Origin of the sequence: Truepera radiovictrix DSM 17093 (genome assembly GCF_000092425.1) — a bacterium.
Taxonomy (GTDB): domain Bacteria; phylum Deinococcota; class Deinococci; order Deinococcales; family Trueperaceae; genus Truepera; species Truepera radiovictrix.
Genome location: NC_014221.1, coordinates 186,180 through 209,510, shown reverse-complemented (window position 1 = coordinate 209,510; position 23,331 = coordinate 186,180). Strand labels below are relative to the sequence as shown.

Annotated in this window: 20 protein-coding genes and 1 pseudogene; 7 read left to right on the top strand and 14 right to left on the bottom strand. The window is 69.5% G+C overall.

Features of this window, described 5'->3' with window-relative positions:
• Positions 1 to 100 precede the first annotated feature (100 nt).
• Genes nagZ through TRAD_RS00915 form a run of 4 tightly spaced genes read right to left on the bottom strand, consistent with a single transcriptional unit; the run spans position 101 to position 5,978 of the window.
• On the bottom strand, positions 101 to 1,624 hold the full coding sequence (nagZ, locus tag TRAD_RS00930; protein WP_013176702.1) for a beta-N-acetylhexosaminidase: 1,524 nt from the start codon (positions 1,622 to 1,624) through the stop codon (positions 101 to 103).
• A gap of 12 nt (positions 1,625 to 1,636) precedes the next feature.
• Complete coding sequence (locus tag TRAD_RS00925; RefSeq protein WP_013176701.1) at positions 1,637 to 4,231, bottom strand: (Fe-S)-binding protein; 2,595 nt, start codon at positions 4,229 to 4,231, stop codon at positions 1,637 to 1,639.
• A 23-nt stretch (positions 4,232 to 4,254) separates the two neighbouring features.
• The gene (locus TRAD_RS00920) at positions 4,255 to 5,208 is read right to left on the bottom strand and encodes an electron transfer flavoprotein subunit alpha/FixB family protein (RefSeq protein WP_013176700.1); all 954 of its coding nucleotides are present in this window, start codon (positions 5,206 to 5,208) and stop codon (positions 4,255 to 4,257) included.
• Positions 5,205 to 5,978 (bottom strand): electron transfer flavoprotein subunit beta/FixA family protein, encoded by a 774-nt coding sequence (locus TRAD_RS00915; protein WP_013176699.1) that lies wholly within the window; start codon positions 5,976 to 5,978, stop codon positions 5,205 to 5,207. The genes TRAD_RS00920 and TRAD_RS00915 overlap by 4 nt, the downstream gene beginning before the upstream one ends.
• Positions 5,979 to 6,336: 358 nt before the next feature.
• Here TRAD_RS00915 and TRAD_RS00910 point away from each other — a divergent pair, with 358 nt between their 5' ends.
• Positions 6,337 to 8,010, top strand: coding sequence for a glycerol-3-phosphate dehydrogenase/oxidase (locus TRAD_RS00910; RefSeq protein ID WP_013176698.1), 1,674 nt, complete (start codon positions 6,337 to 6,339; stop codon positions 8,008 to 8,010).
• Positions 8,011 to 8,094: 84 nt separating this feature from the next.
• Here TRAD_RS00910 and clpB read toward each other — a convergent pair whose 3' ends face one another.
• A complete protein-coding gene (gene clpB / locus TRAD_RS00905; protein ID WP_041947083.1) occupies positions 8,095 to 10,674 on the bottom strand; it encodes an ATP-dependent chaperone ClpB in 2,580 nt (859 codons plus the stop codon).
• 105 nt (positions 10,675 to 10,779) lie between these two features.
• A complete protein-coding gene (locus TRAD_RS00900) occupies positions 10,780 to 11,253 on the bottom strand; it encodes a peroxiredoxin (protein WP_013176696.1) in 474 nt (157 codons plus the stop codon).
• A 135-nt stretch (positions 11,254 to 11,388) separates the two neighbouring features.
• Here TRAD_RS00900 and rpiA point away from each other — a divergent pair, with 135 nt between their 5' ends.
• Together rpiA and acpS are read left to right on the top strand one after the other, a co-directional pair.
• Complete coding sequence (gene rpiA / locus TRAD_RS00895) at positions 11,389 to 12,072, top strand: ribose-5-phosphate isomerase RpiA (RefSeq protein ID WP_013176695.1); 684 nt, start codon at positions 11,389 to 11,391, stop codon at positions 12,070 to 12,072.
• A gap of 8 nt (positions 12,073 to 12,080) precedes the next feature.
• Complete coding sequence (gene acpS, locus TRAD_RS00890; protein ID WP_013176694.1) at positions 12,081 to 12,452, top strand: holo-ACP synthase; 372 nt, start codon at positions 12,081 to 12,083, stop codon at positions 12,450 to 12,452.
• Between the two features lie 117 nt (positions 12,453 to 12,569).
• Here the strand turns inward: acpS and TRAD_RS00885 are convergent, their stop codons facing one another.
• From TRAD_RS00885 to TRAD_RS00870, 5 genes and pseudogenes are all read right to left on the bottom strand, one after another.
• Positions 12,570 to 13,271 (bottom strand): beta-carotene 15,15'-dioxygenase, Brp/Blh family, encoded by a 702-nt coding sequence (locus TRAD_RS00885; RefSeq protein ID WP_049772893.1) that lies wholly within the window; start codon positions 13,269 to 13,271, stop codon positions 12,570 to 12,572.
• Positions 13,272 to 13,320: 49 nt separating this feature from the next.
• Positions 13,321 to 13,389: pseudogene (locus TRAD_RS16755) on the bottom strand (hypothetical protein); the annotation flags it as partial.
• Between the two features lie 320 nt (positions 13,390 to 13,709).
• Complete coding sequence (locus TRAD_RS00880; protein WP_013176693.1) at positions 13,710 to 14,234, bottom strand: bacteriorhodopsin; 525 nt, start codon at positions 14,232 to 14,234, stop codon at positions 13,710 to 13,712.
• 2 nt (positions 14,235 to 14,236) lie between these two features.
• Entirely contained in the window at positions 14,237 to 15,436 is a 1,200-nt protein-coding gene (locus TRAD_RS00875) for an RNA-guided endonuclease InsQ/TnpB family protein (RefSeq protein WP_013176692.1), read from the bottom strand.
• 23 nt (positions 15,437 to 15,459) lie between these two features.
• Entirely contained in the window at positions 15,460 to 15,693 is a 234-nt protein-coding gene (locus tag TRAD_RS00870) for a hypothetical protein (RefSeq protein WP_013176691.1), read from the bottom strand.
• Between the two features lie 192 nt (positions 15,694 to 15,885).
• Here TRAD_RS00870 and recF point away from each other — a divergent pair, with 192 nt between their 5' ends.
• The 4 genes from recF (at position 15,886) to gpmI (ending at position 20,014) form a co-directional block, all read left to right on the top strand.
• The gene (gene recF / locus TRAD_RS00865) at positions 15,886 to 16,944 is read left to right on the top strand and encodes a DNA replication/repair protein RecF (protein ID WP_013176690.1); all 1,059 of its coding nucleotides are present in this window, start codon (positions 15,886 to 15,888) and stop codon (positions 16,942 to 16,944) included.
• A 12-nt stretch (positions 16,945 to 16,956) separates the two neighbouring features.
• The gene (locus tag TRAD_RS14930; protein ID WP_013176689.1) at positions 16,957 to 17,805 is read left to right on the top strand and encodes a DciA family protein; all 849 of its coding nucleotides are present in this window, start codon (positions 16,957 to 16,959) and stop codon (positions 17,803 to 17,805) included.
• 65 nt (positions 17,806 to 17,870) lie between these two features.
• On the top strand, positions 17,871 to 18,368 hold the full coding sequence (locus TRAD_RS00855) for a hypothetical protein (RefSeq protein WP_013176688.1): 498 nt from the start codon (positions 17,871 to 17,873) through the stop codon (positions 18,366 to 18,368).
• A gap of 113 nt (positions 18,369 to 18,481) precedes the next feature.
• Positions 18,482 to 20,014: a 2,3-bisphosphoglycerate-independent phosphoglycerate mutase gene (gpmI, locus tag TRAD_RS00850; protein ID WP_013176687.1), complete on the top strand. Its 1,533-nt coding sequence runs from the start codon at positions 18,482 to 18,484 to the stop codon at positions 20,012 to 20,014.
• A gap of 90 nt (positions 20,015 to 20,104) precedes the next feature.
• On the opposite strand, the gene TRAD_RS00845 is transcribed toward gpmI, so the two are convergent.
• Genes TRAD_RS00845 through TRAD_RS00835 form a run of 3 tightly spaced genes read right to left on the bottom strand, consistent with a single transcriptional unit; the run spans position 20,105 to position 23,288 of the window.
• Complete coding sequence (locus tag TRAD_RS00845) at positions 20,105 to 20,737, bottom strand: GNAT family N-acetyltransferase (RefSeq protein ID WP_013176686.1); 633 nt, start codon at positions 20,735 to 20,737, stop codon at positions 20,105 to 20,107.
• Positions 20,737 to 21,603 (bottom strand): NAD-dependent epimerase/dehydratase family protein, encoded by an 867-nt coding sequence (locus TRAD_RS00840; protein ID WP_013176685.1) that lies wholly within the window; start codon positions 21,601 to 21,603, stop codon positions 20,737 to 20,739. The genes TRAD_RS00845 and TRAD_RS00840 overlap by 1 nt, the downstream gene beginning before the upstream one ends.
• Positions 21,600 to 23,288, bottom strand: a complete 1,689-nt coding sequence (locus TRAD_RS00835; RefSeq protein ID WP_013176684.1) for a ribulokinase — start codon at positions 23,286 to 23,288, stop codon at positions 21,600 to 21,602. The genes TRAD_RS00840 and TRAD_RS00835 overlap by 4 nt, the downstream gene beginning before the upstream one ends.
• Positions 23,289 to 23,331: the final 43 nt, after the last annotated feature.

The window sequence follows — 23,331 nt, the reverse complement described above, 5'->3', positions numbered from 1 at the left end:
CCGCAAGGCTCACGAAACCCCATGCACCGACACTGGTCATGGCCCCACGATACCAGACGCCCCCAAGAGCCGCGCGGCAGGTGCCGCAGCACGCCGTCACCTACGCGTACGGGCCGCGCGCGACCTCGAGCGCCACGGGCAGCCGCCCCGGCGCCCCGCCCTCAAGCAGCGCGCGCGCCGCCGCACGCGCCGAAGGGCCGCGAAACCCGAAGGTGAGCAGCGCGGGGCCGGGCAGGTCGAGGGCGTGGTACGGGTTCCAGAGGGCGACGTGGACAAAGCGCTGCGGCGGCCTCACGGCGCGCGCCACGGCCCTGGCGAGCGCCAACTCCGCCCCCTCCATGCGGGTCCGCGAGGTCGAGGCGAAGAGGACGAGCTCGGCCCCCGCCAGCGCGCCGAGCACGGACGCCCCTTCGGCGCCGCGCGCGTAAAACGCCCGCGTGACCCGCACGCCCGCCCCCTCGAGGGCCGCCGCCAACGCCTCGGCGGGAGCCCGCACGGCGGAGCTCGCCCCCCCGGCGGCGACCGCCGCGGCCGCCACGAGCGTCACGCGCGCGCCGGGCTCAAGCTTGGGGAGCTCGCCGAGCGCCACGGTGCCGCGAAAGGCGGCCGCCTCTAGACGCGCCTCGTCGCCCACCTCCCAGGCCGCTTCCGGGGCTGGCGCGACAGGAAAGCGCCGCGCGAGGGCCCGCAGCCGCGCGCGGGCCCTCGCCACGGCCTCGGGGTCGAGCTCGCCGCTCGCGAGCCCCGCCTCGAGCCGCCGCAAGATCGCCTCGTGCTCCTTTAAGGGGCCCAGGTAGAGCGCCATGTCGGCGCCCGCGGCGACCGCGCGCAGCGCCGCCTCGGCGGGGGCGAAGCTCGCGGCGATCGCCCGCATGTCGAGGGCGTCGGTGAAGATGACCCCGTCAAAGCCCAGGCGCTCGCGCAAAAGACCCGTCAGCACCGCTCTAGAGAGCGTCGCGGGGAGCGCGGGGTCGAGCGCCGGGAGCACGATGTGCGCGCTCATCACCCCCGCGACGCCCGCCGCAACCGCGCGCCGAAAGGGGGGCAGCTCGAGCCGCTCCAAGCGCGCCGCGTCCGCCGCGAGGTGCGGCAGCTCGAGGTGCGAGTCGAGGTCGGTGTCGCCGTGCCCCGGGAAGTGCTTGACGACCGCCCCCACCCCCGCCTCCTGGTGCCCCGCGACAAAGGCGGCGACGTGCCGCGCCACCGCCTCCGGGTCGCCCCCGAAGGCCCTCTCGGCGATCACCGGGTTGCGCGGGTTGTGGTTCACGTCGGCTACCGGTGCAAAGTTCACGTTGACGCCCACCGCCCGCAACCCCCGCGCGCTCATCGCGCCCATCTTGCGGGTGAGCCCTAGGTCATCCGCCGCGCCGAGCGCCATCATGCTGGGCGGGTAGGGGACGTCGCGCACGCGCACCACCGCCCCCCCCTCCTGGTCGACGGCGATGAGCACGTCCGGGCCGAGGAGCGCGCGCAGCTCGGCGGTGAGTTCACCGAGCTGCACGCGGTCTTCGACGTTGCGGGCGAAGAGGCAGACGCCGCCCACGCGGCGCTCGCCCAAAAACGCGCGCTCGTCCGGGGTCAGGCGGGGCTGCTTAAGGTCGATCATCAGCAGAGCGTCGGTCACGGCGGGCTCCTCTTAGGCGTCGCTCGGGGGTTTGGTTTTGGGCCGCCACTTTTTGCGGGGCGCTGCGGCCCCCGCCGCGTCGGGCTCCGTCGCGTCTGGCTCGGCGGCCTCGGCTTGCGGCGTCTCCGCCGCGTCGGGGGCCGGCTGCCCCTTTTGGGAGGACGCTTTGGGCCGCCACGCCTTGCGCTTGGGCGCCTCCGCCCCGCCTTCCGCTCGGGGGGCGGCGTCGGGCTCGGTGCGCTTAGGTTTCCACACCTTGCGCTCCGGCGGCGCGCTCGCCTCACCCGAAATCGCGGCGGGCGCCCCCTCGCCCTGCCCCTTCGGGCGCCAGGGCTTACGGGCCGGGCGCTCCCCGGCGGCCTTCGCCGCGACGACCGCCGAGGTCGCCGCGGGTCGGTCACCAGCAGCGGCGCCGGTGGGGGCGGTTTGGAGGTTCTCGGGCGGCGTCCGCTCGAGGTTGGGCACGCCGGCTGCTTCCGGTGCGCGCGGCGCGGCGGCCCCCGAGGCCGCCGCGAGCCCCGGTACGCGCTCTAGGAGCAGCTCCGCGACGTCTTTGATGGCGACGTCCTCGGCTTCGGCGCGGCTCGGGGTGCTCGCGAGCATGCTCTTGCAGAACGGGCAGCCGACGGCGAGTACCTTCTCCCCGCGTTCGGCCGCCGCCGCGCGCGCGGTGGCCTCGTCGAGGCGGCGCTGAATCTCGCGAAAGCGGTTGTCGCTGACGCGCTCCCCCCCCGGCTCCTCCTCCTTCCAGAACTGCGCCCCGCCGGCGCCGCAGCAAAACGACCCCTCGCGGCTGCGCTCGAGCTCCAAGACCTCCCCCGCGAGCCGCCGGATCAACTCGCGCGGCGCGTCGTAGACGCCGTTGTGGCGCCCCAAGTAGCAGGGGTCGTGGTAGGTCACCCGCTGCGCACCCGTCTCTACCGGCAGCGCGCCCGAGGCGAGCAGCTCCTCTAGGTACGCGGTGTGGTGCGTGACGCGGTAGTGGCCGCCGAGCTGCGGGTAGTCGTTGGCGAGCGCGTTAAAGCAGTGCGGGCAGGTCGCGACGATCCGTTTGGGTTTGACGGCGTCTAGCGCCGCGATGTTGCTGCGGGCGAGCGTCTCGTAGAGGTACTCGTTGCCCGCGCGCCGCGCCGCGTCGCCGGTGCAGCCCTCACTTTTACCCAACACGGCGTAGCTCACCCCCGCGGCCTCGAGCAGCTGCACAAACGCGCGGGCGGTCCGCTGCGCGCTCGGGTCGTAGGCGGCGGCGCAACCGACCCAGTAGAGCACGTCCGGGTTGGGGTTCTCGGCGACCGTGGGGACCTTTAGGCCCTCGGCCCAAGCGAGGCGGGCGTCGCGCGAGATGCCCCAGGGGTTGCTCGAGCGCTCCATCCCGCGAAAGGCCGTCGTCAGGGGCGCGGGCACCTCCCCGGCGACCATCACCTGGTGGCGGCGGATGTCGATGATGTCGAGCATCTGCTCGTCCTCGACGGGGCAGACCTGCATGCAGGCGCCGCAGGTCGTGCACGCCCAGAGCGCTTCGGGCGACAGGGCGAACGACAGCAGCGGCCGCGGGCTCGGGGCGCCCGCCTCAAAAGGGGCCTCTTTAAGGATGAGGGGCGAACCGGCGAGGGCGTTGAGCTCCATGCGCTTGTTGATTTCAAGCGCCGCCGGCGAGAGCGCCTTGCCGGTCGCCGAGGCCGGGCAGACGTCCTGGCAGCGGTTGCACTGGATGCAGGCGTAGGCGTCTAGAAGGCGTGGCCAGGCGAGGTCCTCGAGCTTCGCCGCCCCCAGCGGCGGGGTCTCGCCGGTCTCCGCCGCGGCCTCCAGGGCGGCCTCGATGTCAGTCCCCAAGGGCGGCAGCGCCCCCAAGGGCCCCTCGCGGTGCACGAAGTACTTCGCGGGGGCCGCGAAGATGTGCAGGTGTTTGCTGTAGGGGAAGTAGGCCAAAAAGGCGAGGATGCTCCCCAACGCCCCCCAGTAACCCACGATGAGCCCCACCTCGGCCGACGCGGGGGTGAAAAGCCCCGCGAGAAGGCTCGAGAAGGGCTGAAAGAGGTCGCGCTCGCCGTGCAGCTTGGCCCCCTGCGCCAGCGCGCGCGACCCGACGTGGACGAAGATAAAGAGCGACACCACGGCCGAGTCGAGGGGGATCATCCCCGCGCGCACCCGTTCGTGCAGGGGCGTGCGCGCGCCGAAGCGGAAGTCGCGCCGCTCGGTGAGGAAAAAGCGCCGCAGCGCGAGCGCGGCGACGCCGACCAACACGAGCAGACTCAGCACGTCGGCGAGGAGGTTGTAGAGCGCCCCCAGCGGGGTCGTGGAGCGCACCGTCACGTGCGTAAAGCCCTCGAGGGCGTCGACGACGTTGACCAGCAGATAGAAGACGAAGCCGTAAAAGATAAAGGCGTGGAAGGTGCTCCAGCGGGGGCGGTCGCGAAAGGTGCGCGACTGCGTCAGGGTCGTCAGGAGGGCGTAGCCGAGGCGGCGCAGGGGGGCGTCAAAGCGCGCGTCGGTCGCCCGCCGGCCGCGGCGCACGCGTTTGTAGAGGCGGTAAAACCCCCACCCGCCGAGGGTGAGGGTCAAACACGCGTAGACGACGAAGGCGATCTGGTGGTCTAGGGGCAGCACGGCGTCCCTTCTCGCTAGCTCGCTTAGCCGGCCTTGAGCGCGCGGATAAGCGCGGGTACGACCTCGGTGACGTCGCCCACCACGCCGAAGTCGGTGACTTTGAAGATGGGAGCGTCGGGGTCTTTGTTGACCGCCACCACGTAGCGGCTTTTGTTCATCCCCGAGAGGTGCTGCACCGCCCCCGAGGTGCCGAGCGCGACGTAGACGTTAGGCTGCACCGTCTTGCCGGTCTGGCCGATCTGTTCGGCGTAGGGCCGCCAACCCGCGTCCACCACCGCCCGCGTCGCCCCGACGCCCGCCCCGAGGGTGTCGGCGAGCCCCTCGACGAGCTCGGCGAAGCGCTCGGCGCTCCCCAACCCGCGCCCGCCGGTGACCACCACCTCGGCTTCGGTGAGCGGCACGCGGCCGGTCTTGTCGCTGCGCCGGTCCGAGGCCCGCACGCGGCGCTCGGGGAGCGACAGCTCGACGTCGTACTGCTCGCCGCGCGCGTCAGCGGGCTGGGCGGGGGCGAAGGAGCCGGGTTTGACGCTCACCACCACCACCGGCGCGTCGGTCTGCAACGTCTCGGTGACGCGGGCGAGAAAGACGCCGCGCTGCGCCCGCAACGCGTCGCCCTCGCCGACGAGGGCGATCACGTCCTCGAGCAGCGGCGCCGCCAGTTTGACCGCTAGCCGTGGGCTGTACTCGCGGCCGCTGCGGCTGCCCGCGACGAGCACCGTGTGCGCCTCCCCCTCCGTCGCGATCTGCGCGGCCGCCGCCGCCCACAGCTCCGGGTCGTACGCCGTTAGCTCCGGCAGGTCGGCGACCAACACCTGTTCGGCCAAAGCGGCGGCCTCGTCGGCGACCGCCGCGACGCCACTGCCCAAGACGAGCATCGTCACCGGCCCCTCGCGCCCCGTCGCCCGGGCGGCCGAGACGAGCTCGTAGGCGCTCTTGCGCAGCCGCGCGCCGTCGTGTTCGGCTAGGATCAAGATCACCGGCTCACCTTCGCTTCCTCACGCAAAAACGTGACGAGCGCCGCGGCCGCAGCGGCCGCGTCTTTACCGTCGACCACGCGCCCCAAGCGCTCTTTCGTCTGCACGTCCGCGGCGACGCGCGTCAGGAGCGGGCGCACGCCGAAGGCCTCGAGGCTCTCTTTGCGCAGCTCCTTGCGTTTGGCCTTCATGATGTTGGGCAGGGTCGGGTAGCGCGGTTCGTTGAGCCCCTGCTGCGTGGTGACAACAGCGGGCAGCGGCACCTCGAAGGCGTCGCTCCCCTCGTCGACGTCGTGGCGGCCGCTCAGCACCCCCCCCTGTACGGTGAGCGCGTTTGTCCAGGTGAGCTGCGGCCACCCCAGGCGCTCGGCTGTCGCCGGTCCGAGGGCCTGGGAGTCCCAGTCGGCTTGCTGCGCGCCCAAAAGCAGCAACTCGGCCCCCTCGCGGCGGACGAGCTCGGCCACGACCTGGCTGAGCGCGATGGGGTCGAGAGCGAGGTCGGTCTCAACGTGCACCGCGCGGTCGGCGCCCATCGCCAGGGCGGTGCGCAGCGCCTCCTCGTTGCGCCTAGGGCCGACCGCGACCACCACCACCTCGGCGCCCACGGCCTCCTCGCCGCGCGCCCCCTCCTTGAGCTCGAGGGCCGCCTCGACCCCGTACTCGTCCATCCCGTCGATGACTAAGGTGGCGCCGCTCAGGTCGACCTCGCCCCCCGTGACGCGTAGCCGCGCCTCGACATCCGGCACCTGCCGGATGAGCGTCATGATCTTCATCTGTCCTCCTCATCAGGGCGCCGCGCCTAGGCCTGTAGGCCCCGAGGTTGGTGGCGGGCGGCTTAGAGCGTCTAGAGCCTCTAGACCCCTTTGGAAAGCTGTAGGCGGCCCCATCATACCCCTAGGGGCGGGGGGTGCTCTAAGACCGGCGGCGCCAAAGGACACAGCGCCACCCCGCTCCGGCGTCGCCCCCCGCGCCCGCCCGACAACGTGCTCCAGAGCGAGGCCGCCACCTCGCGCCATGCTTTATCGTGAAACGCATGAAGGCCGCTCATCGCCGCGCCACCCTCCACGGCGCCACCCACGCCTCCCGCCCCACACGCAGTGCAGAGCGCCCCACACGCGCAGGACGCGCACCGTGAACCGGCACGCGCAGCTACAACGGCTACAGTCGGAGACCTTCGACGTGCTCGTCATCGGCGGCGGCGCGACGGGCGCGGGCGTCGCTCTAGACGCGGCGAGCCGCGGGCTTAAAACCGCCCTCGTCGAACGCAACGACTTCGCTGCGGGGACCAGCAGCCGCTCGACCAAGCTCATCCACGGCGGCGTGCGCTACCTCGAGCAAGCCGTTAAAAAGCTCGACAAGACGCAGCTCAACCTGGTCCGCGACGCCCTCAAAGAGCGCGCCACGCTGCTTAAACTCGCGCCGCACCTCGCTCGGCCGCTCCCCATCCTGACGCCGCTATACAACTGGTGGGAGATCCCTTACATGATGAGCGGCCTTAAGCTCTACGACCTCCTGGCGGGCCGCACCAACCTCGCCGGGAGCCGCTTCGTGGGGCGCAGCGAGGCCCTGACGCGCTTTCCCATGCTGCGCCGCGCGGGGCTGCGCGGCGGCGTGCTCTACTTTGATGGGCAGTTCGACGACGCCCGCATGAACGTCGCTCTGGCCCTCACGGCGGCGCGCGAGGGGGCGGCGGTCGCCAACCACGTCGAGGTGACCGGCCTCCTCAAGTCGGGGGGGCGGCTCCGGGGCGCGGCGGTGCGCGACGCGCTCACCGGCGAAACCTGGGAGGTCGCGGCCAAGGTCGTCGTCAACGCCACCGGCCCCTTTTCGGACGCCATCCGCCAGCTCGACGACCCCAGCGCGCCGCCGATGCTGAGCGCGAGTTCGGGGAGCCACATCGTCTTAGACGGGCGCTTTTCGCCCCCCGAGACGGGGCTGCTAATCCCCCAGACCGACGACGGACGGGTGCTCTTCTTGCTGCCGTGGCTCGGCTACACCCTGGTCGGCACCACCGACCACCCCGCACCCATCGAGGCCCATCCGCAGGCGACCGAGGACGACATCGCCTACATCCTCCGCCACGTGGAGCGGTACTTCGACCTGCCGGTGACGCGCGCGGACGTGCGCGCCGCCTGGTCGGGGTTGCGGCCGCTCGTCTCCAACCCCAAAGCCGCCGACACCGCCCGTTTGTCGCGCGACCACGTGCTCAACCTCGCCCCTTCAGGGCTCGTCACCATCGCGGGGGGCAAATGGACCACGTACCGCAAGATGGCGCTCGACACCGTCGACGCGGCCGTGCGCGTCGGGGGGTTGCGCGCCGGGCCCTCGCGCACCGAGGCGCTGAAGCTCGTCGGCGCCGACAGCTTCCAGCCGGGCGGCGCCGCTAGCTTGGAGCGGGGCTTCGGGCTCGAGCCCGACGTGGCTGCCTACCTCCACCGCGCCTACGGCGACCGCGCGCCAGAGGTCGCGGGTCTCGCCCGCGAGCACCCCGGGCGGCTCGTCCCGGGGCACCCACACCTCGCGGCCGAGGTCCTCTACGGCGCCCGTTTCGAGGGGGCGCAGACCGCCACGGACATTTTGGCGCGGCGTACGCGGCTCGCTTTCGTCGATCAGCGCGCCGCTTTAGAGGCGCTGCCGCAGGTGGTGCAGCTGCTCGGCGAGGCGCTCGCTTGGGACGAGGCGCGTGCTCGAGCCGAGATGGAGGCGGCCAGGGCCTACCTCGGGGTGGGCGCTGAGTCGCCCGCGCCCCCGACCGCCGACACCCCCTTCACCCTCCCTGCGGACAAAGCCAGCGGCAGCGCCTAGGCGCTGCCGCACGGGTGCTACTGAACGGTACTGAACAAGCGGTGCTGAGCGGGCGGTGCTACGCCGGGGGCGTAGGGGGCGCACCTAATTCAGCACTTCGGCGTGCTGCTGCTTTTTGAAGGTAAAGCCCGCCGCCCCCGGTTCGACGAGGACGTCGTCGCCCTCGGTGAGTTCGCCCGCGATGATGAGGCGCGACAGGGGCGTCTCGATAAGCTGCTGGATCGCCCGCTTAAGCGGCCGCGCCCCGAAGACCGGGTCGTAACCGACCCGCGCGAGCTGCTCTTTGGCCCCGGCGGAGAGCGTCAGGGTCATGCGGCGCTCGGCGAGGCGCTCGCGCAGGCGCTGCAGCTGAATCTCGGCGATCATCCCGACCTGGTCGCGGTCGAGCGCGTGGAAGACGATGGTGTCGTCGACGCGGTTCAGGAACTCGGGGCGGAAGTGCGTCTGCAAAAGGCCGAACACGGTGCGCTTGATGCTCTCGTAGTCGGCGCCGCTGCGGCTCGCCTCCAAAATCTGCGGGGAGCCGATGTTCGAGGTCATGATGACGACCGTGTTGCGAAAGTCCACCGTGCGCCCCTGCGAGTCGGTCAGCCGCCCGTCGTCGAGGAGCTGCAGGAGCGTGTTGAAGACGTCCGGGTGGGCTTTTTCGATCTCGTCGAACAAGAGGACGCTGTAGGGGCGGCGGCGCACCGCCTCGGTCAGCTGCCCCCCCTCGTCGTAACCGATGTACCCCGGCGGCGCCCCGATAAGCCGCGCGGTCGCGTGGCGCTCCATGTACTCGGACATGTCGAGCCGGATGAGGTTCTCCTCGGTGTCGAACAGCAGCTCGGCGAGCGCCTTGGCGGTCTCCGTCTTACCGACCCCCGTGGGGCCGAGGAAGATAAACGAGCCAATGGGACGGTTCGGGTCGCTTAAACCCGCGCGGGCCCGCCGGATGGCGTCGGCCACGGCGGTCAGCGCCTCGTCCTGACCGACGACGCGCTTATGCAGCTCCGCCTCTAAGCGCAGGAGCTTTTCGCGCTCGCTCTCAAGCAGGCGCGAGAGCGGGATGTTCGTCCAGCGGCTCACGACCTCGGCGACCTCGTCGGCGTCGACTTTGAGCGAGACGTACTTGGCGTGAGCGAGCCTTTCCGAGAGCTCTTTAAGCTGCGCCTCGAGCTTGGGCAGCCGGCCGTACTTGAGTTCGGCGGCGCGGTTGAGGTCGTACTCGCGCTCGGCGAGCTCGATCTGCGTGCGCACCGCGTCGCGCTCCTCCTGGGCGTTGCGCAGCTCCTCTAAGAGTTTGCGCTCGGCCTCCCACTCGGAGCGGGCTTGGTGGATCTGGTCCTCGATCGCCCGCAGCTCCTCCTCGATGCGCAGCAGCCGGTTGGCCGACTCCGCGTCCTGCTCGCGCTTTAAGGCCTGCTGCTCGATCTCGAGCTGCAGCTTGCGGCGGCTTAGCGCGTCGATCTCCTCGGGGAGCGAGTCGAGCTGCACCCGCAGGCGGCTAGCGGCCTCGTCGATGAGGTCGATCGCTTTGTCCGGCAGCTGCCGGTCGGCGATGTAGCGGTGCGACAGGGTCGCGGCGGCGACCAACGCCGAGTCGGCGATCTCCACCCCGTGGTGCACCTCGTACTTCTCCTTGATGCCGCGCAAGATGGAGATGGTGTCCTCGACGCTCGGTTCGTCGACCACGATGGGTTGAAAGCGGCGCTCTAGAGCAGCATCTTTTTCGATCTGGCGGTACTCGCTGAGGGTGGTCGCGCCGATCATACGCAGCTCGCCGCGCGCCAGCGGGGGCTTAAGCATGTTGCCCGCGTCAACCGCCCCTTCGGCCTTGCCCGCCCCCACGACCGTGTGCAGCTCGTCCATAAAGAGGATGACCTCGCCCTTAGACTGCACGGTCTCGCTAATGACGGCTTTGAGGCGCTCCTCGAACTCGCCGCGAAACTTCGCGCCGGCGAGCAGCGAGCCCATGTCGAGGCTGATCACGCGTTTGCCCTGCAACCCCTCGGGGACGTCTTTGTTGACGATGCGCTGGGCGAGCCCCTCGACGATCGCCGTCTTGCCGACGCCGGGTTCGCCGATTAAGACCGGGTTGTTCTTCGTGCGGCGCAGCAGGATCTGCACCGTGCGGCGGATCTCCTCGTCGCGGCCGATCACCGGGTCGAGCTTGCCGTCGCGCGCGCGCTGGGTGAGGTCGATCCCGTAGCGCTCGAGCGCCTCGAAGGTCCTCTCGGCCGATTTGCTGTCCACCGTTCTCCCTCCCCGAATCTCCTGCGCGGCCGCCTCTAACGCCCTCGCGTCCGGCAGGCTTTTGAGCTCGTCCCCGGCGGTGCGCCGCAGCGCGACGAGCAGCGCGTCGGCGGCGATAAAGGCGTCCCCCCACCCCTTGGCGAGGCGGTCCGCTTCGTCAAAAGCGCGCCCCAGAGCGGGGGCGGCGTACTGGTTTTCGCTCCCGGAAACCTGGGGCAGACGCGCGAGGTTGGCCTCGAGCGCCCCCTTGATGGCCCCTACGTCCCCGCCCGCGCGCCCAATAAGGCGCGCCGCGGGGGCGTCAGCGTCGGCGAGCAGCGCCAGCACTACGTGCGAGGGGGTGATCGTCTGGTGCCCCCTAGCGCGCGCGAGCTGTTGGCTGCTCGCCATCGCCTGCAAGGTTGAATCGGTCATACGGTCGGCATCCATAATGCTCATATTATGAAACTTGAGCGTGATTATGTCAAGTTTTAGGACGCCGTACCCTGCGCGAAAACGGCCGCGAGGCGGTCCTCACGGCCGTTTCAGGCGGCGCTAGGCGCTGCGGAGCGCCTCGAGCCGTTTGGCGACCCGCTCCGCGTGCCCCGTGGCCTTGACGTTGTACATCGCCTCGGCGATCTTGCCCTCGGGACTGATGATAAAGGTCGAGCGCAACACGCCCTCGTAGGTCTTGCCGTAGAGCTGCTTGGTGCCGTAGGCGCCGTAGCGCTTGGCGACCGCGCCGTCCGGGTCGGAGAGCAGCGGGAAGGGGAGGTTGTGCGCCGCGGCGAAGCCCTCGTGCGAGCTCACGTCGTCGGCTGAAACCCCCAACACGGCCGCGCCCATGCCGGGCAGCGCGTCGCGGAAGTCGCACGCCTCCTGCGTGCACCCGGGGGTGTTGTCCTTGGGATAGAAGTAGAGGACCGTCCACTGACCGGCGTAGTCGCTCAGGCGCTGCTCGCCTCTGTTCGAGGGGAGCGCAAAGGGGGGCGCGTCGTCACCGACGCGCAGCCGCTGGGGTGCTGCCACGCAAGACCTCCTCACGGGCGCCCGCGCCAAGGGAGCCCATCACCGAGTAAAAGGGTGTAGCGCGGGCGTCGTCGCTGCGGCCACCTGTTACAGTGACCCGTATGAGAGAGCCTAGCAGGAGTTGGGGGTGGCGCCGTGTCCGCTGAGGCGCAAAAGGAGCAGGCCGCGATGTCGGCGGTCGCGCACGTCGAGAGCAAGATGGTGCTCGGGCTCGGCACGGGCAGCACCGCGAAGTACGCGACGCTCGAGATCGGTCGGCGCCTCGCCGCAGGGGAGCTGCGCGACCTCCGCGCGGCGGTGACGTCTGAAGCAACGGGGGCGCTCGCCCGCTCGTTGGGCATCCCCGTCATCGACCTCCCGCGGGGCGGGGTCGACCTCGCCATCGACGGTATGGACGAGGTCACCGGTACGCTCGACGCCATCAAGGGGCTCGGCGGCGCGCTGTTACGCGAGAAGATCGTCGAGGCGCGCGCGGCGCGCTTTATCCTCATCGGCGACGCCAGCAAACGCGTGCGCTACCTCGGCGAGCGCGCGCCGGTCCCCGTCGAGGTGCTCCCCTTCGGCTTGGAGGCGGCCTCACGCGACCTCGAGGCGCTCGGCTGCCGCCCCGTGCTGCGCCTTAGCGGGGGCCGCCCCGTCACCACCGACAACGGCCACCACCTGCTCGACTGCCACTTCAGCCACCCCTTCGACCCGCAGGAGGTGGCGCTGGCGATCAGCCAGATCCCGGGCGTGTTGGGCCACGGCCTCTTTCTGGGCTTAGCGCACCTCGCTTACCTGGCGAGCGACGACGGGGTCGACGTGCTCGAGCGCGCGTAAGGGCTCCCGTGATCGTCGCCATCGGCCTTGACATCGTCGAGCTCAGCCGCATCCAGGGGGTGTGGAACCGTCACCGCGACCGCTTTTTGGAGCGGCACTTCCACCCCGAGGAGCTCGCCTACTGCCTCCGCAAAAAGGACCCCATCCCCTCTTTGGCCGCGCGCTTCGCCGCCAAAGAGGCGTTTCAGAAGACCTGGCCCGAGGCGCACGGCTGGCGCGACGTGTGGGTGGTGCGCCGCGGCGACAAACCGAGCTTTGCCTTCGCCCCCACCCTCGCCGACGCGCTCACGCAGCGGGGGTGGCGGGCGCACCTCAGCCTCAGCCACTCGAAAGAGCACGCGGCGGCGGTGGTGGTGCTCGAGGCGTCGGCTGCGCGCTAGCGGGGCTCGAGCCTCTTTGGTAAAGCAGGGGTAGCACCCCGCAGACGCCGCCGTGGGGGGCGTTCGTAGCGCGTCTACGCGCAGACGCCGCCCAGCCCCTCAGCGTGGGTAGCGCACCTAGCGCTCCCAGAGGTCCATGAGCGCTACCACAACGGCGTGCGGCAGCGTCAGCGCGCTGATCAACACGAGGTAGAGCGCGACGAAACCCTCGAGGGTCGTCACACGCCCCGCAGCCAGACCGTAGAGCCCTCCTAAAAGGGCGAGCGCGGCGAGGGTGAGCGGCAGCGTGTCCCGCGCGAGGCGGCGCAGGGGACCCCAGAGGCGCCCCGCGGCGACCGCTTCGGCGTCGGCGCGGCGCAGGAGCGCGAGCCGCGCGAGGTGCCGCGGCGCGTGCCAGAAGACGAAGTAGACGCCGACCGCGAAGTAGGCAGGGGCGAGGCTGAAGAGCGCGAGCAGCAGCGCGACCTCGAACAGGTCGACCGCCAGCGCTGCCCGGCGCGGCGCGGCGCGCACCGCAGCGACGCCGTAAAGCGCGAGCGCCGCGCCTAGAGCGGCGCGAAGCGGCCACACCACCTGTGGCGCCGCCAGGGGGAGGGGGGCTGCCTCTAGGCCGAGGCCCAGCGCGGCGTGACGGAGGAGGCTCGCCGCCGTCTCCGGAAAGGCGAGCACGGGCAGGGCGATGGGCAACGCGCCGCGCACGAGGCCGATCACCCACGCCACCCAACGGGGCGGCCGGTACCCCCAAAACCGCTCCCAGAAGCGCAGGTCGCCGTGCCCCCAGTGCGCGACCGTGAGGAGCAGGTAAAAAGGCGAACGCACCCCTCGGCAGGGCGTACCAGAGGGCCAGCACCGCGCCCGCGAGGGCGAGGTAGAAAAGCACGTAGGCGCCGACGCGTAGGGGCCGGCGGCTCCAGGGGAGACCCAGACGCGCCGGCACGAGGTGGTCGAGCGCCCCGTGCGGCAACCCGAAGCAGAGAGCGCCTAGGAGCAGGGGCGTAAAGGCGTGCGCGTGCGCCCGCGCGGGGTCGAGCAGCGCGAGCCCTAGCGCGGCGGCGGCGGCGAACCAGGAGACGGCCAGGGCGTAGGGCAACAGCCGCGCCGCCCCGGGGTCCGGCGCGCTACACGCACCTCCCCGGCGAGGGCGTCTTGCAAGCGCCTGAGCCCGACGCACCCGGTCAGAACGGCTCGGTCGCCGGCCGTTTCTCCTCCAAGGGCGCCTCTTTCGACAACCGGCGCAGCACGGAGAGGTCGTAGAGGCTAAAGGCGACCTTGGAGAAAAACGGCGTCACGGTAAAGAGGAAACCAGTCGGTCGTCGTGTCGACCAAACCGATCCCCGACGGGCCGATATACCAGCTGATGGGGTAGACGAACCAGAGCACGGTCAAAAAGAGCGCGACGTTGCGAAAGCTCGCCGCGTGGCGCGGACCGCGGCTTTTAGCGATGTCGTAAAGGGGCCACCAGATCATGTAGAGGATCACCCCGAACGACACGCAACCGAAGACGAACCACACCCACCGCATGGGCTCCTCGGAGAGGTCGGCGGCGAGGCCGCTCAGGATCATGATGACGTCCGTGGCCATCAGCCCGGCGATCAGCGTTTTGCTCTTTGGGCCGCGGTACATCGCCGTTAAAGCGAGCGCCAAGAGCAGCAGCGGCGTCGTGACCACCCAGTCGATGTAGCGCCCGTAGAAGACGGTGCGCCCCGCGACCTCGGTGGTCGCCTGCCCCATCGCCATCGCCATGTACGCCGCCCCCGACCAGACGGGGTTGACACTCCACACGGCTAAAGCCGTGGGATTCTTGGTTCAGCGACAGCACTTGCCGAGCTGGCGGTTTCCCCCATCTCAGTAGAGGCGCTATCTCCCCAAGCGTAAGTTCCGATGTGCCCCACCGTACCGATGCCCAAAGTGAGGATATTGCGGGCCGCGTTTTCATCGCGGTCTGCGACGTATCCACAGTGAGGGCATACGTGTGTGCGAGTAGATAGTGTCTTTTCGACCTTGCAGCCACACTCGCTACAAGCCTGACTGGTGTACTGAGGCGGGACGGCGACTGTGATGCGTCCAAACACCTTACCGAAGTATTCCAGCCAAGTTCTGAATTGATACCAAGAGGCATCACTGATGGATTTTGCAAGGCCGTGATTCTTCACCATGTTGCGGATTCTCAAATCTTCATAGGCAACCAAGTCTGCCGACTGGATGACGCACCGCGCCAGTTTGATGGCGTGGTCTTTACGCTGCCGTTGGATTTGGAGATGCTTCCTGGCGAGACGCTTCACGGCCTTGCGCCGATTATTCGACCCCTTGGCCTTCTTGCTCACGCGGCGTTGCAGCTTTTTGATCTGCTTTTCCGCCTTTCGCAAGAATCGGGGATTGGGTTCCTTATGGCCGTTGCTGTCCGTATAGAAGTCCTGTAGCCCTACGTCCAGACCGAGGGTCTTTCCGGTGGCTTCCAGTGGTTCTTTGCGGTCAGCATCCACGGCAAACTGGATGTAGTAGCCGTCTGCCTTCCTGACCAGCCGCACCCGCTTGATGAGCGAGGGGTGGTAAAAGAGCAGGTCACGGGTACCTTTCATCTTCAGTTTGCCGATACCGCATTTGTCAGTGAAGGTGATGGACTTACGGTCTTCCGAGAGCTTCCAGCCCGTCGTTTTGTACTCGACAGACCGGACGTTCTTCTTGAACTGTGGGTAGCCCTTCTTGCCCTTCACCTTCTTCTTGCAGTTGTCGTAGAACCGAGCAATCGCGCTCCACGCTCTCTCGGCTGCCGCTTGGCGAGCCTGAGAGTTGAGGCGGTCTGCAAAGTCGTATTCAGCTGCAAGGACTGCACACAGCTTGTTGAGGTCGTACTTGCTGACGCCACGGTTGTCCATCCAGTAGCGCAAAGCCTTGTTCCTGATGAACTGGGTGACGCGGATGGCTTCGTCTATGGCGACGAATTGCTCCGCTCTCCCGTAGGCTTTGAACTCAAGGATGACCATGACTGCCCGCAGTCTAGCCCACTTTATGCTGAGGCGTCAAGCATAAGCTCTGGCACCGCCGCCCGTTGGGCGGCCTGGGTTCTACATCCCACCCATAAATGGGTGGGTTTTCCACCCAGACCCTTTTTTATAAGGAGCGCGACCATGTATTCGAGCGCCGGTACCCCCTTGGGCGAGCGGCTCATCGCCCAGAAAACGAGCATCCCTGCAGCCATCAAACCCACGTAGAGCCAGATCAGCAAGGTTTGCGTGTCCATGCTGCTCCTTCCCGCGGGGGATAGCGCCCCCTGCTATGGGCGGGTGCGGAGGCCCCCCGCACGCCTCCACGTTTAGCCTAGGCAACGCGGTAAAGGGCCGACTTAAGCGTGCCCTACGGTTACGTCCCAGCTCGCAAGATGGGGGGCCCAAAGCTCGAGAAACCGGCAGACGGGAGTCGGTAGACTAAAGGGGTGCGCCTGCTCTCGCTCCAACAGCTCAATTACCGCAACCTCAACACCCCGCGCGTGACCTTTGGCGGCGGGGTGACGGCGATCGTCGGGCGCAACGCGGCGGGCAAGTCGAACCTCTTGGAAGCGGTCTACCTCGGCCTGACGGGCGAGCTGCCCCACGGCAAGATCGCCGAGGCCGTGCGCTTAGGCGAGAGCGAGGGGTTTGTCAGCGTCAAGCTCGAGCACGGGGGCGGCCTCAGCACGGTGCAAGTCGGGCTCGCGCCGGGGCGCAAAACGGTGCGACTCGACGGCCAGTCGGTCCGCGCCTTTGAGCTCGCCCGGGTCTCGGCGGCGGTGCTGATCACCCCCGAAGACGCCGAGCTGGTCCACGGCCCCCCCGCGCTGCGGCGCGGCTACCTCGACACGCTCTTAAGCCGTCTGTCGCTCCGCTACGCGCTTTTGCAGCGCGAGTATACTCGGGTCGTGGAGCAGCGCAACGCCGCCCTCAAAAGCCTTCCGTATGGCGACCCGACGTTGGAGGTGTGGACGGAGCGCTTCGTCGCGCTCGGTGACGAGATCACCGCGCTGCGCGAGCGGGCGCTCGCGCGCGTCGGCGAGGTCGCGCGCGCGAGCTACGCCGAGATCTCGGGGGACGACAAACCCTTGGGGGTGTCGCACCGCGCCGCTGCACAGGGGGTGGGGTTGCGCGCGGCGCTCGCGGCCACCCAACACGAGGAGCGCGCGCGCGGCGTCACGGTCGTCGGGCCGCACCGCGACGACCTCGAGCTCACGCTAGCGGGCCACAGCGTGCAGGCGTACGGTTCGCGCGGCGAGGCGCGCACGGTGGCCCTGGCGCTGCGGGTCGCCGAGTACACGCTGCTGCAAGAAAAGCTGCGCGAGGCGCCGGTGCTTTTAATCGACGACTTTACCGCCGAGCTCGACGCCAGCCGGCGCGAGTTTTTGCTGCAGCTCGCCGCGCGCGCCCCGCAGGCGCTCGTGAGCGGCACCGAGGCGCCGCCGCACGCCGCGGCGCAGCTCTTTATCGCCGGCGGCGACGTCCGCCTCGAGCGGCCCGCGTAACCGGAGGTCGGGGTGAAAGACGCTCGGAGCGTCGCCGACCTCTTGGCCGAGGTCTTTAAAAAGGGGGGGCTGAGGCGCGGCGTGCGCCGCGCCGAGGCGGTCTTGCTCTGGCCGCAGGTCGTCGGCCCCGAGGTCGCCAAGTTCACCGAGGCCAAAACCCTCCAAGACGGCGTCCTCATCGTCGAGGTGCCCGACTCCGAAACGGCCATGCACCTCAGCTTTCAGCGCCAGAAGTTTCTGCACGTCTACAGGGCCAAGTTCGGCGTGCGCGACATCCGCGACGTGCGCTTCCGGACGGGCCGGCGCGCCTCGCCGGAAGCGCCCAAAGCCCCCCCGCCCGAAGCGCACCCCGACCCCAAGGCGCTCGCCGAGCTGTCGCGATACCTCTCCGCCGCCGCGCTCCCCGACCCACTCACCCAGAGCGCCATGCGCGCCGCCAAAGCGATGCTCGTGTGGCGCGCGCAGCGCCAAGCGGAGGGGTGGGCGCCGTGTACGGTCTGCGGCGCGCTCTCCCCGCCGCAACTCAAGGGGACGCTCTGCAGCACCTGCGCGCGCTACGCCGCGGCCCCCAAGGTGCTCCGCGCGAGCCGCACGCTCGCCGTCGCCCCCGGGAGCGCTACCCCTTTGCTGAGCGACGACGAACGCGCCGTCGCCGCCGAGCTCGCCAAGGGGTACTTGGAGCGCAGACTGCAGGAGCTCCTGCCCCAGACGCTCGCCGACCCCACCTTTCGGCCGCACCTCGAGCGCGCCGCCCGCTGCTACCTCGCGCACCAGCTCGGCAAACGTCTGGAGGACGTGGGCGAGGACGACTTCGGCTACCTCGACGCGCGGGTCGCTCGAGCCCTGGGGCGGTGGGGGTAAGGGCAGGAGACAGAAGACAGCCGTCAGGGATCAGCAGCGATATCGGTGACCCCGTGAGGGCTGTTATGCTGACGCCTGAGCCCTGTGGCCCCTTGGAGGTTCCCATCGCGCAGCTCGTCCTCCCCTTCCCCGAAGCGCTCGCGCTCGCTACCGCCGACAAGCCGCTGCCGCCCCCCGTCGAGCGGGTGAGCTGTAGCGGGTCGACCGTGCACGTCACGCTCAACCCGGAGGCGTTGTTGCCGCGCCCCCTGCGCGCCCTCGCCCCGCGGGTGCGGCTCGAGCTGCACTACCTCGGCTTCGCCGCGGGGGTGGTGTCGTTCTCGCTCGTCTCGAGCGTGCTCGCGCTCCCCATCCACCGCCTCCTCAACCTGCTCACCGCCGCCATCCCCCTCCCCCCCGGCGTCAGCGTCCACAAGGGCGCCGCCGCGCCGGAGCTGCGTGTCGACGTTCAGGCGCTCCTCAACCGGCAGCTCTCGGGCGTGACGCTCACCGAGCTCTACTTGCATGACGGCGACGTCGTGATGGTCGCGCGCATCGACAACGTCCGCCGCCCGCCCGCGTGAGGCGCGGCGCACTCACCGGCGCGGTGCGGCCGGCGTGCGACGTGATACGTGTGACGTGATACGTGTGACGTGATACAACGGGCTTGGCAGCCAAGCCCCAGGGAGACGCTGACATGACGACGTTTAACCCCATCATGCTCGTGGTTCTAGATGGTTTCGGCCTCGCCCCCGACGGCCCGGGCAACGCCGTGAGCCTCGCCCACACCCCGAACTTCGACCGTCTGTGGCGCGACTACCCGCACACGACGCTGCAGGCTTCGGGCAAGGCGGTCGGGCTCCCCGAAGGGCAGATCGGCAACTCCGAGGTCGGGCACCTCAACCTGGGCGCAGGCCGCGTGGTGATGCAGAGCCTCACCTATATCCAGAGCCTCATCGACGACGGCACCTTTTTCCAGAACGAGGTCTCCAACCGCGCCTACGACCTGCCCGCGGGCGCCGCGCTGCACCTCATGGGGCTCGTCAGCCGCGGCGGGGTCCATAGCGACCTCGAGCACCTCTTCGCGCTCCTCGAGCTCGCCAAACGCCGCAACGCCGCCCCCGTCTACGTCCACGCGTTTACCGACGGCCGCGACACCCCGCCCCAGAGCGGTCTAGGTTACGTCCGCGAGCTGCAGTACAAGATCGACGAGTTGGGCCACGACATCCACATCGCTTCGGTCACCGGCCGCTACTACGCCATGGACCGCGACAACCGCTGGGAGCGCACCCAACGCGCCTACGAAGCGATCGTCTGCGGCAGGGCCGACTACCGCGCCGAAAACGCGATCGAAGCGGTCGAGCAGGCCTACGCGCGCGGCGAGACGGACGAGTTTATCCAACCGACGCTCGTGTTACGTGACGGCGCGCCCGTCGAGATCCACGACAACGACTCGGTGGTCTTTTTTAACTTCCGCGCCGACCGCGCCCGCCAGCTCACCTACGCGCTCTTGGGCGACGACAGTTGGGACAAGTTTAGGCGCTGCCGCGTGCTGCACAGACTCACCTACGCCTCTTTGATGGAGTACGACAAGGAGCTCCGCGCGCCCTTTGCGCTCGAGCTGCCCGAGCTCAAAAACCCGCTCGCCGAGGTTTTAAGCCGCGCCGGCAAGACGCAGTACCACACCGCCGAAACCGAAAAGTACCCGCACGTGACCTACTTCTTCGACGCCAAGATCGAAAAGCCCTTCGAGGGCGAGACGCGTCACCTCGTCCCCTCCCCCAAGGTAGCGACCTACGACCTCAAACCGGAGATGAGCGCGCCCGAACTCACCGACGCGACCGTCAAACGCATCAAAGAGCACGACGACGACTTTATCCTGATTAACTACGCCAACCCCGATATGGTGGGGCACACGGGTGTGTTGGGGGCCGCCATCAAAGCCTGCGAGGCCGTCGACGAGGGGCTCGGCCGGATCATAGGCGCGGTGCAGCAAAAGGGCGGGGTGGCTATCATCCTCGCCGACCACGGCAACGCCGAGGTGATGATCGCCGACGATGGCGGCCCGCACACCGCCCACACGACCAACCCAGTGCCCTTTATCTTGGTGGGCGCGGGCGACGCCAAACTGCGCTCCGGCGGCGTGCTGGGCGACGTCGCGCCGACGATTTTAGAGCTCATGGGTCTGGAGAAACCAGCGGAGATGACGGGGCGGTCGCTGCTCGAGTGACCACAAGTGGGTGCTGTGACGTGGTTTTAGCGCTCATCGGCAGCAGGCGCGTTTCAGAACAAAGCGCGCGAAGACCAGCGACAAGGCCCCCTATAACCCTCTACCCATCACCAGCGTGTAGGGAGGCTCCCGCTTCAGCTCACGAAAACCCAGCTTGCGGTAGAAGCGCTCCGCCCGCACGTTCTGCGGCGAGGTGCCGAGGTGCACGCCCGGCGAACCCTGCGCGCGCAGCGCCGCAAACAGGGCCGCCATGAGCGCGCGCCCGTTGCCGCGGCCCTGCGCGCGCTTTAGGAGGTCGATGTGGAGGTGCGAGGGGTAGCGGCCAAAGAGCGCCTCGTCTTGAGGCGGCGCCGTGTAAAGGTGCGTGATCAGGTGCTCGTCGCGCGTCCAGGTGTCGGGGTCGCCCTCGGGCTCCGGGTAGCGCGCGCGCAGCGGCGGGAACCACTCGGCCTCGAGGCGGGCGTAAAAGGCGCTCGAGTCGCGCGCCCCGAGGACGTAGCCGCACACCCCCGCTGCGTCCTCCAAGACAAACGCCAGCTCGGGCTCCAGGGTCACGTAGGGCCCCGCGTAGAGGTGCCCCAGGAGCTCCGGGTCGCGGTAGAGGTGGGTGGCGTCCTCACCGGTGTCGCCCGTCTCGAGGCAGATGCGGTAGACCGCCCCTAGGTCTTCGGGATGGTAGGAGCGGAGCGAAAAGCCGGGGGCGGGCTGGGGCTTGGCGTCCATCAGCCTACCCGTTCGCCCTCCAAGACCTCGCGCCAGGAGTGCGCGGGCTCATAGCCGAGGGTACGGCGCGCCCGCTCGACTGAGAGCAGGGTGCCGTACTCGGGCAGGTCGTCCGCCACGGGGACGCCCGGGAAGACCTCGGCCATCAGCTCGCGCGAGGGCCGGTTCATCACCGTGTCGTTAGCGGCGATGATCAACGCGTCCGCGCCCGTCACGTGGGCGGTGAGGCTCAAGCGGCACGCGAGCGCCACGTCGCGCTCGTCCACGTACCCCCAGAGGTTCCACTTGCGCGCGGCCGGGTCGCGCCAGCACGTCTCCGGAAAGGTGCGGTACTCGCGCTCACTTAAGATGTTTGAAAAGCGCAGGCCGATAAAGGGCACGCCGCTCCAGCGGGCGAACTGCTCGGCCAGGGTCTCGCTCGCCACCTTGGAGAGGGCGTAGGACGACTCCGGGACGGGGTAGTGCGCTTCGTCCACCGGGGCGTAGCGGGGCGGCGTGTCGAAGGGCAGGCCGAGGGTGGTCTCGCTCGAGGCCCACACCACCCGCCCCAGCCCCACGTCCACCGCCGCCGAGAAGACGTTGTAGTTCATGACGGTGTTTTCCACAAACGTCCGGCCCGGCGGGAAGATGCCTGGCGCGGGGATGTTGGCGAGGTGCACCACCGCGTCCGCACCCTTGAGGACTTCAAGGGTCTCGCCCAGGTCGGTGAGGTCGGCCTGAAGCGTCGGCACGCCGGGGTCTTCGAGGGGTTTGACCCGGTCGACCCCCAGCACCTCGAGCCCCTGCTCTTTGAGGCCCCTGACCACCGCGCGGCCGGCGCGGCCGCTCGAGCCGGTCACGACCACCTTGAGCTCAGCCAGCGTCATCCGGCCCGCCTCGCCTCACGCCGCAGCGAGCGCAGGCGCTTCATCACGCCGCCGGGTTCGTCCGCACCGCTCCGGCCGAAGAGGTCGTGCAGCACCCGGTAGTCGGCGTAGAGCCGTTCGTACACCGCCGCGTTCTCCGGCACGGGCCGGTAGACCGTCTCGCTAAGCCCCCCCATCTTCGCCGCCGCCGCCGCGATGTCGGGGTACACCCCCGCTGCCACCGCCGCGTGCATCGCCGCCCCCAGCGCCGGCCCCTGCTCGCTGCGGATGAGGTAGACCTCCTGGTTGAGCACGTCGGCGTAGATCTGCATCAGCAAGGGGTTTTTGCTGGGCAGCCCACCCGCCGCCACGAGCCGCGTCACGGGGACCTGCGCCCCCCTAAACGCCTCGACGATCATCCGGGTGCCGTAGGCGGTGGCTTCTAGGAGCGCCCGGTAGAGCTCGGCGGGGGTCGTCGCCAGCGTCAGCCCGACGATGAGCCCCGAGAGCTCCGCGTCGACCAGCACGCTGCGGTTACCGTTAAGCCAGTCGAGCGCCAACAGCCCACTCTCGCCCGGCCGCTGACGCGCCGCCTCCCGCGTCAGCACCTCGTGGACGCTCACGCCCTCGGCGCGCGCCGCGTCGTGCACCTCGGGGGGGGCGAGGCGCTTGACGAGCCAGGCGAACAGGTCGCCGACCCCCGACTGCCCCGCTTCGTAGCCGTAGGCCCCGGGCACCACGCCGCCTTCGACCACGCCGCACATCCCCTCGACCTCGTGGAGGCTCTCGCCGACCAGCACGTGACAGGTCGAGGTGCCCATGATCATCACCAAGGTGCCGGGCGCGACGTGCCCCGTCGCGGGCACCGTGACGTGCGCGTCGACGTTGGCGACCGCCACGGGCGTACCCGGTTTGAGGCCCGTCCAAGCGGCCGCCGCCTCGCTTAAGCCCCCCGCCTTGGCCCCAAGGGGCAGCAGCTCGCGCGACATCTTCTCGTCGACGACGTCTCGAAAGTCCGGGTGCAAGGCCGCGAAGTACTCGGGGCTCGGGAAGCTCCCGTCTTGCACCATCGCCTTGTAACCGGCGGTGCAGGCGCTCCTGGTCTCCACGCCCGTCAGCTGCCACACGAGCCAGTCCGCCGCCTCGATGAGCCGCTCGGCGCGCGCGTAGACCTCGGGGGCCTCCTCCAAGATCTGCAGCGCCTTGCTGAAAAACCACTCGCTGCTGATCTTGCCACCGTAACGGCCGAGCCACGGCTCGCCGCGCGCGCGCGCGACCTCGTTGATCCGGTCGGCTTGGGGCTGCGCGGCGTGGTGCTTCCAGAGTTTGACCCAGGCGTGGGGGTTACCCCTGAGGTCACCCAGCCGGCAGAGCGGCGTGCCATCGCGCAACGTCGGCAGCATCGTGCAGCTCGTAAAGTCGATGCCGACGCCCACCACCGCGTCGGGGGCAACGCCGCTCTCCTTAAGGACGGCGGGCACCGCGTTTTTGAGAACGTCTAGGTAGTCGTCCGGGTTCTGCAACGCCCAGTCGGGCGGCAGCGGCGTGCCGTCCGGTAGGGCGCGGTCGAGGACGCCGTCCTTGTAAGGGTAGACGGCGGTGGCGACCTCCGCGCCGTCTGAGACGCGCACCAACAGCGCGCGCCCGGATTCGGTGCCGTAGTCGAGGCCGAGGGTGTAGGTTTCGATGAGCGTCTCCTTTAGCAAGTGAGAGGGTTCGCCAGGGATGTTTGCGGATCAGCCTACAACG